Source organism: Caballeronia sp. dw_276 (assembly GCF_018449635.1).
In the GTDB taxonomy this organism is placed as follows: Bacteria; Pseudomonadota; Gammaproteobacteria; order Burkholderiales; family Burkholderiaceae; genus Caballeronia.
In genome coordinates, this window is the sequence record NZ_JAAVUV010000005.1 from 446261 (window position 1) to 459792 (window position 13532).

A 13532-nucleotide genomic window follows, 5' to 3' on the forward strand; every position below is an offset into this window, starting at 1 on the left:
ACTCATGCGGTCTGACGCGGCATCGACGCCTGGCTTTCAGACTCGCGCTTGCGAGCTTCCCGGGAAGCCGTGCGCGCAGCCAGCAGCGCAGCGAGCGTGACCTCCATCTTGTCGTTGCTGAGCGCGTTCATCAGGGTTGCATCGTCAATGTGAGATGAATCAAGACCCAACTGATAATCCAGTTCTTCGCGATCGATCACAAATAGATCGAAGAGGCTCGACACCGTAATTTGCTGCGGACTCGCGATCAGCACGTAACGCGGCACGCGCAGATTCTCAAGCCGCGCAACCCATTCCAGGTCATCGAGCTTGCGGACCAGCCGCATGGTCGTATCCATGTCACAACGCAGCATGCGAGCGAGTTCCAGTCCGGTATAACCGGGCTTTCCGGCGTCGCGCGCCTCGGCGAGCCGCGCCAGCAGTTCGAGGGCGTCGAGCAAGTCGCTGCCCGGGAAATCCGCCCGATGAAACTGGCCGATGCGAATGGCCGGCAGCGCCGACGCGACCATTGCGCCAATCAGCGTGATCATCCAGCAGATATAGACCCACAACAAAAACACAGGCAATGCCGCGAACGCGCCATAAACAGCCGTGTAGGTAGGAATCCGGCGCACGTAGTAGCCGAAACCACGCTTGGTCAGTTCGAACGCGATCGCCGCGATCAGGCCGCCAACCAGCGCATCGCGCCATGCTACTTTGCAATTCGGCAGGAAAACATACAGCATGGCGAAGGCCAAAACCGTGAACGGCAACGTGGCGCTCGTCAGCGCCCATTCCACACCGGGCGGCAGAAGATTATGCGAGCCGGCAAACGCGATGGACTGCGCAAACAGATATGAAGACATCGACAAACTCACGCCGAACAGGATCGGCCCGAGCGTGATGATTGCCCAATAAACCAGAATGCGTTGCGCCAGCGGCCGCGATTTACGCACGCGCCAGATCACGTTGAACGCCGACTCGACCGTCATCATGGTCATCACCGACGTTACAAACAAGATGATCATGCCGACCGTAGTCAGCCCTTTCGCCTTCGATGCAAACTGGTTCAGGTACTTGAAGATCTGGCTGTTGATCTGCGACGGCATCAGATGCGAGGCAAGAAAATCCTGCAACGACATCTGAAACGAAGCGAAGATGGGAAACGCGGTGAACAATGCGAACGCAACCGTCGCGAGCGGCACGAGCGACAGGACGGTGGTGAATGTCAGGCTGCCGGCCACCTGCGCGACACGATCCTCACCCGTTCGACGCGCGACGAATCCGGCGAGCCGCTTCGTCGTGTCGAGATCGATGGGAAACTTCAACAAGAAACTCTCTCCTCAATCATTACAACAGATTTGCGATACGGCTTTACTAAAGGCAAACCAGGCCAAAAGCACGTTCGCACACCCGGTCCTTATAATACCCGTTCACCGAAAAGGCTCATGAACGACATTCTCGTGCTCTATTACAGCCGCAACGGCGCCACCCGCGAACTCGCCCAGGCGATCGCGCAAGGCGTCGACAGCGTGCCCGGCATGCAGGCGCGCGTGCGTACTGTGCCCCCTGTCTCGACCGTTTGCGAAGCCACCCAGCCGGATATTCCTGCCGATGGCCCGCCCTACGCCGAAGTACGCGACCTCGAGGAATGCGCCGGACTGGCACTCGGCTCGCCGACGCGGTTCGGCAACATGGCGGCGCCGCTGAAATACTTCCTCGATGGCACCTCGCCGCAGTGGCTTTCCGGCGCGCTGGCCGGCAAACCCGCCAGCGTCTTTACCTCCACGGGCAGCCTGCACGGCGGCCAGGAAAGCACCCTCCTTTCCATGATGCTGCCCTTGCTTCACCACGGCATGCTGATCGTGGGAATTCCGTACACCGAGCCGAAGCTGACCACCACGCAAACGGGCGGCACGCCCTACGGCGCGTCGCACTTCGCGCGCGCTGAAACGGCCGACAGCGGAATTTCCGCTGACGAGAGGACGCTCGCCATCGCCCTTGGCACGCGCCTCGCCCAGACTGCGCTCAAACTTCAGCGCGGCGCTTGATGAGTACCACGGCGGACAATGCAGGCCCCGCACGCATCGCGCTAATCAGCCTGATCGCGCTGATCGTGTTATCGCTTTTATGGGAGCTGTGGCTCGCGCCTTTGCGTCCCGGCGGTTCTGCGCTCGCACTCAAAGCGATCCCGCTCGCGTTTGCGCTTCGAGGCACATTCAGACGCAACGTGTACACATTGCAATGGGCCTCCATGCTTGTCCTGCTTTACCTCGCCGAAGGCATTGTCCGCGGCATGACGGACGGTGGATTGTCGGCGCGGCTCGGCTGGATTGAAGCGCTGCTTGCGCTTGTGTACTTCGTCTGCGCGCTGGCTTTTGTCGCTCCGTTCAAGCGTGCCGCACGCGCGGCGAAGCGCCAGGGAATCAAGGCCGCTGCGGACCAGAATGGTTTGTAGCACGGAATCGCCGGCATGACGGAGCCCTATGCCATTCGGCCAGGTTTCCCGAAGGCCGCGAACGAGCAATACTGTGTCAATGCCTGCTGTTCACGCCATAGCCAACGAAGCAACCCACATTCATGACCGCAACCAACGACCGTTCGAAGTACTTCGTAGAAGCCTGCATCGAAGCAATTGGCGTCGCCAATGTCCTGACCGATACGCACGACACAGCGCCGTTTCTGACGGACTGGCGCAAGCGCTATCGAGGTGAAACATGCGCTGTGCTTCTGCCGGGTGACACGGAACAGGTTGCACGGGTCGTGCGGCTTGCGCGCGAACATCGCGTTCCGATCGTGCCGCAAGGCGGCAACACGGGGCATTCGGGCGGAGCCACGCCCGACGCCAGCGGCACGCAGGCGGTGATCAGCTTGCGCCGCATGAACCGTATCCGCGGCGTGGACCCGATCAACAACACCATCACCGTGGAAGCAGGCGTGATTCTAGCCGACATGCAGACGCGCGCCGAACAGGAACAACGCCTTTTCGCACTCAGTCTCGCGGCTGAAGGCAGTTGCACGATCGGCGGCAATCTTTCGACGAACGCCGGCGGCACTGCCGTGCTGCGCTACGGAAACACGCGGGAGTTGTGCCTCGGCCTGGAAGTCGTCACGCCACAAGGCGATATCTGGAACGGTTTGCGCGGGCTGCGCAAGGACAATACAGGTTACGACCTACGCGATCTCTACATTGGCGCGGAGGGAACACTTGGGATCATTACTGCCGCAGTGATGAAGCTGCACCCGGCGCCGGTCGCTCGCGTCACGGCGCTGGCCGCGCTTAAATCCCCTCACGCCGCGCTCGATTTCCTTGCCACTGCCCAGCGTTATGCCGGGCCGTTGCTGACTGGCTTCGAATTGATGTCGGACTTTGCGCTACATCTCGTATCCACGCATTTCCCGCAGATGCGTTATCCCTTCTCTGAACCGCACGGGCAGACCGTGCTGCTCGAACTGTCCGATAACGAAAGCGAAGCACACGGGCGCGCCCTCTTCGAACGGCTGATGGAACACGCGATGGAACAAGGCCTCGTCAAAGACGCGGTGGTCGCGGAGAACCTTTCTCAATCAAGGGCTTTCTGGAATCTGCGCGAACACATTCCGCTTGCGCAAGCCCAGGAAGGACTCAACATCAAGCACGATATTTCAGTGCCGATATCGAGCATCGGGGATTTCATCGCGGAAACGGATGCGCTTATCGCCCGGGCCATTCCAGGAGTGCGCATGGTGACGTTCGGGCATCTCGGCGACGGCAACCTGCATTACAACGTGCAGGCGCCGGAAGGCATCGATCCGAAAGTCTTCCTCGCTGAACATCAGGCGAGCGTGAACTCACTTGTTTATGAACGCGTGAATGCGTATCACGGCAGCATCAGCGCCGAACATGGATTGGGACAATTGAAGGTAGCAGAGGCAATGCACTTCAAGTCCCCAGTCGAAATTCGCTTGATGCGTGCGATCAAGACCGCACTCGACCCGGAAAACTTGATGAACCCGGCCAAGGTATTGCCGGACGTACGTGCATCGTGAAGGTATCGAGGAGAAAACCACTATGAAGATTCGTGTCCTGTCAGATCTGCATCTCGAACACGACGAGCCGCTCGCCATTCCATATGCCGAGTCTGATCTCGTCGTGCTTGCCGGCGATATTCACAATCACGCCGAAGGCCTGCGCTGGGCGGCGGAGAACTTCGGTCCGGATGTTCCAGTGATTTACGTGCCCGGCAATCACGAGTATTACGACGGGGAGTTTGGTGCGCTTGAGACCGCAATGAAAGACGCCGCAAACAGCTTGTCGAACGTGCATTTCCTGAACAACAGTGCGCTGATCGATCGGTACGGTAAATGGCGCGTGCTGGGCACGACGTTATGGACGGACTTTGCGTTGTATGGATCGAGCGACGAAGCGTTGCGCATTTCCATGCAGGAAGCCGAGCGCGTGATGGTCGACTTCAGAGGCGTGATTCAGGTTGCGTGGCCTGAGCCCGAGGACGAGCCGCGTTCGTTCACCGCGAGCGATTCACTGGCGCTGCACCAGCAAGCGCTTGCATGGTTAAAAGAGGAACTGGCCAAGCCTTTCGAAGGCAAGACGATCGTCGTCACACACCATGCACCACTTCGGGACAGTCTTGCCGAGAAATATGCGACAGACAGGGTATCGGCGTCATTTGTCAGCGACTTGCCGTTGCTCGTGCGCGAGCCCGTTGCGTTATGGGTACACGGACACACGCATACGGCGTTCGATTATGTCGTGGAGGGAACGAGGGTCGTTTGCAATCCGCGCGGTTACCGGGACCGGCGCACGGGTTTGCCGGAGAACCCGGCATTTCAGTGGGATAAGGTGGTCGAAATCTGATCACCAGGCACTGTCTATCTTCCGCGGAGCCCATGCGCGGGGACGGAACGGTAACGAATACCGCCCGGACAATTTCCAGGGCGCGGCTCGCCCGGCCTGTTACAGACCTGCTGTTCGGTTCAGAACGGCGTCTAGCTAAGCGGCTGAGCGAAAACAAAGACCGGCAAACCGGTCTTCTTCGCTCTTAGCGGTCGCGTGACTGGCGGTTCTTGCGCTCGTCGATGCGAATCGGAATGAGGCGCGCACGTTTCGCGTTTTCACGTGCGGTACGCAGCAGTTCACGAGTAGCGGGCACGGCGATCAATCCAAGCAGTGCGTAGATAGCGAACATCAACGGCGTATTCATAACCTTCCTCGGACAATGTCAGAAAATCGGTAAAAGTGAGTCGATGAAACTGAAACCAGCCCTTAAGCTAACAACATGAGGCTGAAATAGAAGTAAGCAAGTGTTGCACCGCGGCAGAATCAAACGATCCGCGTTCGCTGACTCCTATTCTCCTGCTCATAAGCTTACGCCGCCACAAATTCTTGCAGCAATTTTTCATCGGCGGCAAGTGCGCCAGGCAACTCACTGCGCAGAAAATCCACCCACGTGCGGATTTTTGCATCCAGATACTGCCGCGACGAATAAAGCGCGAATACATTGAACAATTGCATGGTGTATTCAGGCAACACCCGCACAATTGTTCCCGCCCGCAACGCGGGCAATGCGGACGACGTAGGCAATACGCCAACGCCCATGCCCTCGCTGATCGCCACAGCCATGGCTTCAGCCACGTTCACCGTAAACGGCGTCGGACCGAGCGTGACGCTTTCCGGCCCGTTCGGGCCATCGAAGGTCCATCGTGTTGGCGGAAATGCGGGCGTGACCAACTGCAGACACGTGTGCTCGTTGAGATCGGCCACGGATTGAGGCACACCGTGCGCCTCGATATATCCCGGCGATGCGCAGGCAATCGTGAACACGCTGCCGAGCCGTTGCGATACCAGTCCCGAATCCGGCAGTTCGCTGCCAAGCACGATCGATACGTCGAAACCTTCATCCAGCAAGTCAGGCACGCGCGAGGCCAGTGTCAGATCGATTTGCACCGATGGATGCAGCTTTTGATATCGCGAAATCATCGGCACGATGTAGTGCTGGCCGATACCCGCCATGGCATGCATCTTCAGTTTGCCGGACGGCCTGGCGTGAGCGTCTCCGGCTTCAGCCTCGGCCTGGTCCACATACGCAAGGATCTGCTCGCATCGCTGCAAATACCGTTCGCCCGCCTCCGTGAGCGCGATCCGGCGCGTCGTGCGGTTGAGCAAACGGGTGCGTAGATGTGCTTCGAGGTCGGAAACGGCCCGCGATGCGTATGCCGTCGTCGTATTCAACTGGTGCGCCGCTGCAGTAAAGCTGCCGGCCTCCACGACCCGTGAAAACACCCGCATGTTCTGGAGGGTATCCATTAGCCCTGAGTCTCTTCCAAGTTATGCGCCATTGTTGCGCGGTGAGCAGCTTCGATTACATCGAAATGCGTAAAGATGCTTTGCATTTTTACCGGTTTTTTCATAATGAGGGCAAAAATACAATCTTCATCACCCGTCTCAATGAGATTTGAGAACTAATTTTGCTAGATTGGATGCTGAAAAAGACCATCGTACCGATGGTTCTTACATTTATTTTAACAATAGCAGGCTGCGCGAGCACTAAAAACGTCGGTCCCGAAGATTCCCTGAAGGCCCCGTCATCGCTCGATGCCGGCGCTTCGTTGCGTGCAGCCGATGCCGATGCAGGCTGGCCCGCATCGGCATGGTGGCGCTCCTACAACGATCCACAGCTCGATGCCTGGATCGAGCGCGCCCAGGCCGGAAGTCCCTCGCTCGCGCTGGCCGCGGCCCGCGTGCGCGAGGCGCGGTCGCTGGCTGGCATCGCCGAATCGGCGCTTTCGCCGCAGGTCGACGGGTCGCTATCGATCAATCGCAAGCGCTGGCCAGAAAACGCCTACTACGGTCCGGGCAAGTTCAACGACGTCACCACCTGGAACGACACAGGCGCGCTGCAGCTCTCGTATAACCTGGATCTGTGGGGCCGCGACCGGAACGCGGCAGACCGCGCGCTTGACGCCGCCCATGCCCGAGCCGCCGATGCACGCGCCGCGCAACTCGAACTCGAAGCGAACGTGGTGCGCGCGTATATCGGGTTATCGCAGGGATTTGCATTGCGCGATATCGCTCAATCGACGCTCGAGCAGCAGCAGCGAATCGCCGCGCGCGCTCGCCGGCGGCTGCAGGGTGGGATTGGGACGCAGCTCGAAGTGGCGCAGGCTGAAGCGTCGCTGCCCGATTACGAGCGTCAGCTCGAGACCTATGACGAAGCCATCGCGCTTTACCGCAACCAGCTTGCGGCGCTTGCGGGCGCGGGTCCGGGCGCTGGGGATACGATCACGCGCCCGGTTTTGTCGCTTGCAACGCCATTGGGATTGCCATCGGCGCTTCCGGCCGAACTGATCGGACGCCGCCCGGACGTGGTCGCCGCGCGCTGGACCGTTTCGGCGCAGGCGCGTGGTATCGATGTCGCCCGGGCGCAGTTCTATCCCAACGTCAATCTGATGGCGTCGCTTTCTCAAATGTCGGCGGGCGGCGCCCTCTTCACTTTCCTGACCGGCAACGGCAGCGGCTGGAGCGCGGGTCCGGCCATGACGCTGCCGATATTCGAAGGCGGACGGCTACGCTCCCAGCTCGGGGCGGCATCGGCGCAATACGATCAGGCCGTCGACCAGTACAACGCGACGCTCGTCGGCGCTTTGCGGGACGTCGCCGATCAGGTCGTGCGCCTCCAGTCGCTCGACCGGCAACTCGATGCGGCCGGCCGCTCGGTCGCCGCCGCCCAAAAAAGCTATCACCTGGCCGACGAGGGCTACAAGCGCGGCCTGACCGATTACCTCAACGTGCTCGTCGCGCAAACGCAATTGCTGCGCGCTCAGGACGGCGAGGCGCGCGTGCGCGCGGACAGGCTCGCGGTGTATGCGACTTTTTCGGCAGCGCTAGGCGGCGGTATCGATAGTTCCAGCGACAGTCCCGCCGATTCCCGGATGCTCCCGGCGAAACACATCGGGCCGTTTGCGAAAAGCGAATGAACATGTCGACGACCGCTTCCACATTCAAGCCACTGCATCCCTTGCTCGCCGATTGGGCGCGTACGGAAGGCGTCGCGTGGCTCTTCGTCTTCAAGGCCGTGTTCGCCGCACTGCTCACACTTTGGATTGCGATGCGGCTCGACCTGCCGCAACCGCGCACCGCGATGACCACCGTCTTTGTCGTGATGCAGCCGCAAAGCGGCATGGTGCTCGCCAAGAGCTTTTATCGATTCTGCGGAACGCTTGTCGGCCTGATCGTAATGCTCATATTGATCAGCCTGTTCTCCCAGCAACCGGTGATGTTTTTATCTGCGACGGCGCTTTGGGTCGGAATCTGCACAGCGGGTGCCGCGCGCAACCGCAACTTCCGGTCGTATGGGTTCGTGTTGTCGGGTTACACGGCGGCGCTTATCGGCGTGCCGGCCGCGCAGCACGCGGACGCGGCGTTCCTCACGGCGATGACGCGCGTTGCCGAAGTGTCGCTCGGCATTGTCTGCGCGGGCGCCGTGAGCGCGCTCGTGTTTCCGCGTCATGCGGGCGAACAGGTCCGTGCGACCGTTCGGCGCCGTTTCAGCGGGTTTGTGGATTACATCTCGAAGGCGCTCGGCGGCGATATCGACCGAGCGCAAATCGAGCGCATCAACGCGGCGTTCGTGGCGGATATCGTCGGGCTGGAGGCGCAGCGCAGCGTCGCCGTGTTCGAAGATCCCGATACCCGCATGCGCAGCGGCCGCGTCGCGCGGCTGAACGCGGAGTTCATGAGCGTCTCCACGCGGCTTCATGCGCTGCACCAGCTGATGAATCGTCTGCGCATGGAAGGCGCGACGCCGACGGTCGAAGCGCTGGGGCCGTATTTTCGCGAGGTCTCGCCATTGCTGACCGCCAAGGGCGCGCCAGTGAACAATGCCGCCGATGCCGTGCACGCCGCCGCGCAACTCGATGCCTTCAAGGCAGCGTTGCCCAGGCGCATCCGGGCCGAGCGGCTGAAGCTCGATCAAGCGGCCAACCGCCTTGAATTCGATACCGCCGCCGAGTTGCTATATCGATTTGTCGATGACCTGCACGCGTACGCGCAAACCTACGCGTCGCTTGCCGTGCCGTCACATGAGCGCGAACAGCGCGTCACCCGTTATGTGCCGAAGACCAGCATGCTGGCGGCGAGCGTGTCCGGCGTGCGGGCGTTTATCGTGATCATGATTCTCAGCGGCTTCTGGATTTTGTCCGCGTGGCCAAGCGGCGGAACGGCCGTACTCGATGCAGCCGCGGTGGTTGCACTTGCGTCGGCATCGCCGAGGCCCACGCAGATGGCCTTTCAGATGGCTGGCGGCACCACGCTTGCGGCCATAGCGGGAATGATCGTGGTCTTTGCGCTGTACCCGCTCATGGATGGCTTCATGCTGATGTCCGCAGCGCTCGTGCCGTTCCTGATGCTCGGCGCATTCCTCACGACGCGGCGCGGCATGATGGGTTATGGCCTTGGCTATTGCATCTTCTTCTGCTTCCTCGCCGGTCCCGATAACGTCATCCAGTACGACCCGTCCGGATTCATCAACGACGCCATCGCGCTCGTCATTTCCATGCTTGTCTGCGCCGTCGCGTTCGCCGTGCTGTTGCCGACCAACGCGCCATGGCTGCGCCGATTGTTGTTGCGCGAATTGCGATTGCAGGTCGTGACCGCTAGCAAGGCTCGTTTGACTGGCCTCGCGATGCGCTTTGAAAGCGGTGCGCGCGATCTGCTTTCGCAACTCGATGCCCTCGCCGCCGGCAACGAAGCATCTCAGCGCGAGGCGTTGCGCTGGCTTTTCGTGGTGCTTGAAGTGGGCCATGCCGTGATCGATCTGCGAACTGAAATCAGGCATGCGGGCAACGGGTACATGAAGATCAAGGAAGCGATACATCACGTGGCGCGTCTCTTCGATCACCCAACGTCGTCACGTTTTGAAAAGGCTTTGTCGGCGACCTCGATTGCCATAGACGACCTCCGCGCGCTGCTCGATACCGAAATCGAATCACGCGACGAACGCCATCGCCTGCAGCGAATGCTGAGCCAGCTTCATTTCGTTCGTACTGCATTGCTCGATCCACAATCGCCGATGGCATCGCTTCACGACACCCAAGGAGCTCTGCATGCCGCGTGATATTGCGATCCTCGATGCCTACGTTCCGGCCATCCTGCTGTTGTTCATCGCCGGCGGAATGGCGACCTGGATCATCGACCGGGTGCTTGCGTTGACGGGTTTGTATCGCGTCGTGTGGCATCCGTCGCTGTTTCGCGCGTGCCTGCTCGTGTGCGTGTGCGGACTGCTCGGGCTTTCGGTGTACCAATAATTGAAGGACTAAAACCGCATCATGATCATCAGGAAAATCTTTGGCATCGTCATGACGGCGCTTATTTTTGGCGCGGCGATATTCATAGGACGCGTGCTCTGGGTGCACTACATGGATCAACCCTGGACCCGCGATGGGCGCGTGCGTGCCGACGTGATCAACGTGGCGCCCGACGTCTCGGGCGCGGTCGTAGAGATGCCCATCGTAGATAACCAGTTCGTCCACAAGGGCGACCTGCTGATGCAAATCGATCCCGCGCACTACAAGATCGCCGTCGAACAGGCTAAAGCGAACGTCGCCGCCCGCAACGCGGAACTGCGCATGCGTCGCGACGACGCCGCGCGCCGCGCCGACATGGATAACGAAGTGGTATCGAAGGAATCGCGCGACAACGCCACGCAAGCCGCTTCAGGCGCCGCCGCGAATCTGCAGCAGGCTCAGGCCGCGCTCGATGCCGCCGAACTCAATCTCGAACGCACCAAAGTCATCGCGCCGGTGGACGGTTACGTGACGAACCTGAACACACATCGCGGCGACTACGCAACAGCGGGCGCAGCGAAGCTCGCCATCGTCGATAGCCATTCGTTCTGGGTCTATGGATACTTCGAGGAAACGAAGCTGCCGCATGTGCGTGTCGGCGATAAAGCCGAGATGCGGCTGATGAGTGGCGGCGTATTGAAGGGCCACGTGCAAAGCATTTCGCGCGGGATCTACGACCGCGACAATCCCGAAAGCCGCGAACTGCTCGCCGACGTGAACCCGACCTTCAACTGGGTCCGGCTCGCCCAACGCGTGCCCGTGCGCATACGTATTGATGAAGTGCCGGACGGACTGATGCTCGCCGCCGGGACCACGTGTACGGTGACGGTCACGCCGTCGAGCTGAGCACGTTCAAGTCAACGCCTTGAACGTATCTTCGGTTGTATCGATTACCATCAGCCCCGCGCGCAATCCCGGCTTCACGGTCGGGTTCGGGAACACGATCCGTTCTTCGTCGTGCGTGACTTCGTAGCGATAGTCGCCGTCTTCGGCCAGCATCGTGCCGCGTTCGAACGGCGTAAAGTTTGCGACGTCGCCGGCGATGTGCAGTTTGAGCGCCTCGCTCTGCTTGGTGATCTGACTGATTACAGTGAAGACCTTCAACGTGTCGCCCGCTTTCGCCAGCGGCGGTTCGGCGGCGATCAGGCGACGCAACGCTGCATCGGATGCGGCGAAGCGCGTCAGGTCGTTATGCCCAAACGGACGCACCTTTCCGAGCTCAAGCGTGCAGGCCAGCGCGCCCGATTGTTCCGCCGTGAAATGCGTGAACGTGTTCGACTTTTCCTTGTGCAATAGCACCGCCGATAAGCCCGCGTCCTGCAGCCAGTCGAACATCGATCGCGACAACGGCGCGCCCGTGTAAGGCAGCAACGCGAATTGCTCGAACACCGACGGACGGATTGCCGTGTGCATGTCGATGTGCCACTTCGCATGCGTGGAATCGGCCTCTGCAAAGAAAACGCGCGTCACGTTTTCAAGCTCGGCCGCGCGTGGCGACTCATGACTCGCCGCGAGCGTCAGGTGGCGTCCATTGAACAAGCGGTTCAGATCGTCATCGCGATAACGGCACGACGCACGCATTGCATCGATATTGCCGAAGATCACCAGCAAGCGGCTTTTCAACGGCGCCTTTGCGCTTGCGATGTCCGCCACGAGCGCCGAAAGGATTTCGATGGGCGCAGTTTCGTCGCCATGAATTCCCGCGGATGCCACCACGCTCTGCTGTACTTCATGGTCAGGCTCGAAGCGCACGATGCCATCGCCGAGCCACGTCCACTTCACGCCGTTGGGCAAGGTGCCTTCGGTCAGCGCAGGCTTTTTTCCATCGATGACAAAGTCGAGAAAGTTCGCGAACATGGTGGTCTCAGCGCTGGAAGTCATAGAGTGTACCCAGCTTGAGGATACCAGTCAGCGCATCGAGGGCCGCGCGGGATTCATCGAGCAGCTTTGGATCAGCGAGATCCGCCGGCGCAACACGATCACGATAATGCGTGTCGATCCACGCATCGAGTTGCGCGAAGAGCGCGTCGTTCATCCATACGCCGGGGTTCACCGCCGCGCGTTCCGCGTCGTTCAACACGACCCGCAAGCGCAGGCATGCCGGGCCGCCGCCATTCTTCATGCTTTCGCGCAGATCGAAAACGAGTACGTCGTCAATCGACGTATGCCGCGCGCCCAAGGAATCAAGGTACTTGGCGACGCGCGCATTCTCGCGGCATTCCTGCGGCACGACGAGAACTTGCCGGCCATCGGGACGCGTCAGCAACTGGCTGTTGAACAGATATGACGATACCGCATCGGCCACGCTGACTTCGTCTTCCGGGACTTCGATTGCGGTGAACGCGCTGCCGTGCGCATCGAGTTTTGCGCGAAGCTGATCGTAGACATTTGCCTGATCGAGGAACGCACGTTGATGGCAGAACAGCGTATTGCGGTTGCCGACCGCAATCACGTCGTTGTGGAACACGCCGGCATCGATCACGTCGGGAAGCTGTTGAGCGAACACGGTGGCGTCATCGGAAAGACCGTGCAGGCGCGCGACCGCGCGGCTGGCTTCGAGCGTTTGACGCGCCGGAAAACGCTTGGGTTCAGCCGTGCCCTGACCATATTCGCTGCGGCCATAGACAAAAAATTCGACGCCCTTCTCGCCATATTCGCGGCAAAACCGCGTGTGATTCGCCGCGCCTTCGTCGCCTAAAGCGGGCGTGCCGGGCAGCGCGTGATGAATCTTGAAGCGTTGTTCATCGGAGAAGATCGATGCCAGCGAACGGCGCGTCTCTTCATGCTCGATCGCGCGATGCAACTTCGTGCTGAGATTCGCCGGCGTGAAATGCACGCGGCCATCGTTCGTATCCGCCGATGGGCTGACAGTCGCAGCGTTCGCGGTCCACATTGCAGACGCCGAACTCGCCGCCGCGAGCAACTCCGGCGCTTCACGCGACGCACGTTCGATGACTTCAGCATCCGTGCCCGTGAAGCCGACACTGCGCAACAACTTCAGCGACGGCCGTTCAAGCGGCGGCAACACGCCCTGATAAAAACCAAGGTCGGCAAGGCGTTTCATCTTGCGCAGGCCTTGCTTCGCAGCCGCTTTCGGATCCGCCGCCGATTTCTCGTTGTTGCGCGACGCGACATTGCCAAACGACAACCCCGCGTAATTGTGCGTCGGGCCGACCAGCCCGTCGAAGTTCGCTTCGAATGCTTGCATCGTG

Annotated in this window: 13 protein-coding genes; 8 read left to right on the top strand and 5 right to left on the bottom strand. The window is 60.4% G+C overall.

The features are described from left to right. Positions 1–2: 2 nt before the first annotated feature. Positions 3–1310: a YihY family inner membrane protein gene (locus tag HB633_RS13365; protein ID WP_213778555.1), complete on the bottom strand. Its 1308-nt coding sequence runs from the start codon at positions 1308–1310 to the stop codon at positions 3–5. Positions 1311–1427: 117 nt separating this feature from the next. Here HB633_RS13365 and wrbA point away from each other — a divergent pair, with 117 nt between their 5' ends. From wrbA to HB633_RS13385, 4 genes are all read left to right on the top strand, one after another. After that, on the top strand, positions 1428–2030 hold the full coding sequence (wrbA, locus tag HB633_RS13370) for an NAD(P)H:quinone oxidoreductase (RefSeq protein ID WP_213778556.1): 603 nt from the start codon (positions 1428–1430) through the stop codon (positions 2028–2030). Next, the gene (locus HB633_RS13375) at positions 2030–2437 is read left to right on the top strand and encodes a DUF2069 domain-containing protein (protein WP_213778557.1); all 408 of its coding nucleotides are present in this window, start codon (positions 2030–2032) and stop codon (positions 2435–2437) included. Before wrbA ends, HB633_RS13375 begins: the two co-directional genes overlap by 1 nt. Before the next feature lie 122 nt (positions 2438–2559). Continuing rightward, a complete protein-coding gene (locus HB633_RS13380) occupies positions 2560–4008 on the top strand; it encodes an FAD-binding oxidoreductase (protein WP_213778558.1) in 1449 nt (482 codons plus the stop codon). 22 nt (positions 4009–4030) lie between these two features. Further along, a complete protein-coding gene (locus HB633_RS13385) occupies positions 4031–4834 on the top strand; it encodes a metallophosphoesterase (protein WP_213778559.1) in 804 nt (267 codons plus the stop codon). A 184-nt stretch (positions 4835–5018) separates the two neighbouring features. Here the strand turns inward: HB633_RS13385 and HB633_RS13390 are convergent, their stop codons facing one another. Beyond that, entirely contained in the window at positions 5019–5180 is a 162-nt protein-coding gene (locus HB633_RS13390; RefSeq protein ID WP_162916060.1) for a hypothetical protein, read from the bottom strand. Positions 5181–5344: 164 nt separating this feature from the next. Continuing rightward, on the bottom strand, positions 5345–6283 hold the full coding sequence (locus tag HB633_RS13395) for a LysR family transcriptional regulator (protein ID WP_213778560.1): 939 nt from the start codon (positions 6281–6283) through the stop codon (positions 5345–5347). A gap of 173 nt (positions 6284–6456) precedes the next feature. Between HB633_RS13395 and HB633_RS13400 the strand changes: the two genes are divergently transcribed. From HB633_RS13400 to HB633_RS13415, 4 genes are read left to right on the top strand one after another with little or no spacing between them, the layout of a single operon-like run. Next, the gene (locus HB633_RS13400) at positions 6457–7953 is read left to right on the top strand and encodes an efflux transporter outer membrane subunit (protein ID WP_213778561.1); all 1497 of its coding nucleotides are present in this window, start codon (positions 6457–6459) and stop codon (positions 7951–7953) included. Between the two features lie 2 nt (positions 7954–7955). Further along, entirely contained in the window at positions 7956–10091 is a 2136-nt protein-coding gene (locus tag HB633_RS13405; RefSeq protein WP_213778562.1) for an FUSC family protein, read from the top strand. Further along, on the top strand, positions 10081–10281 hold the full coding sequence (locus tag HB633_RS13410; RefSeq protein WP_213778563.1) for a DUF1656 domain-containing protein: 201 nt from the start codon (positions 10081–10083) through the stop codon (positions 10279–10281). The genes HB633_RS13405 and HB633_RS13410 overlap by 11 nt, the downstream gene beginning before the upstream one ends. Positions 10282–10302: 21 nt before the next feature. Further along, entirely contained in the window at positions 10303–11166 is an 864-nt protein-coding gene (locus tag HB633_RS13415) for an HlyD family secretion protein (protein WP_213778564.1), read from the top strand. A gap of 6 nt (positions 11167–11172) precedes the next feature. Here HB633_RS13415 and astE read toward each other — a convergent pair whose 3' ends face one another. Beyond that, a complete protein-coding gene (gene astE, locus HB633_RS13420) occupies positions 11173–12201 on the bottom strand; it encodes a succinylglutamate desuccinylase (protein ID WP_213778565.1) in 1029 nt (342 codons plus the stop codon). Further along, positions 12185–13528: an N-succinylarginine dihydrolase gene (gene astB / locus HB633_RS13425; protein WP_213778566.1), complete on the bottom strand. Its 1344-nt coding sequence runs from the start codon at positions 13526–13528 to the stop codon at positions 12185–12187. The genes astE and astB overlap by 17 nt, the downstream gene beginning before the upstream one ends. Positions 13529–13532 lie beyond the last annotated feature (4 nt).

Coding starts and splice junctions, on each gene's coding strand:
- astE (WP_213778565.1), bottom strand. CDS start 12,201: ATGACTTCCAGCGCTGAGACCACCATGTTCGCGAACTTTCTCGACTTT.
- HB633_RS13385 (WP_213778559.1), top strand. CDS start 4,031: ATGAAGATTCGTGTCCTGTCAGATCTGCATCTCGAACACGACGAGCCG.
- HB633_RS13405 (WP_213778562.1), top strand. CDS start 7,956: ATGTCGACGACCGCTTCCACATTCAAGCCACTGCATCCCTTGCTCGCC.
- HB633_RS13410 (WP_213778563.1), top strand. CDS start 10,081: ATGCCGCGTGATATTGCGATCCTCGATGCCTACGTTCCGGCCATCCTG.
- HB633_RS13395 (WP_213778560.1), bottom strand. CDS start 6,283: ATGGATACCCTCCAGAACATGCGGGTGTTTTCACGGGTCGTGGAGGCC.
- HB633_RS13390 (WP_162916060.1), bottom strand. CDS start 5,180: ATGAATACGCCGTTGATGTTCGCTATCTACGCACTGCTTGGATTGATC.
- astB (WP_213778566.1), bottom strand. CDS start 13,528: ATGCAAGCATTCGAAGCGAACTTCGACGGGCTGGTCGGCCCGACGCAC.
- HB633_RS13375 (WP_213778557.1), top strand. CDS start 2,030: ATGAGTACCACGGCGGACAATGCAGGCCCCGCACGCATCGCGCTAATC.
- HB633_RS13380 (WP_213778558.1), top strand. CDS start 2,560: ATGACCGCAACCAACGACCGTTCGAAGTACTTCGTAGAAGCCTGCATC.
- wrbA (WP_213778556.1), top strand. CDS start 1,428: ATGAACGACATTCTCGTGCTCTATTACAGCCGCAACGGCGCCACCCGC.
- HB633_RS13415 (WP_213778564.1), top strand. CDS start 10,303: ATGATCATCAGGAAAATCTTTGGCATCGTCATGACGGCGCTTATTTTT.
- HB633_RS13400 (WP_213778561.1), top strand. CDS start 6,457: ATGCTGAAAAAGACCATCGTACCGATGGTTCTTACATTTATTTTAACA.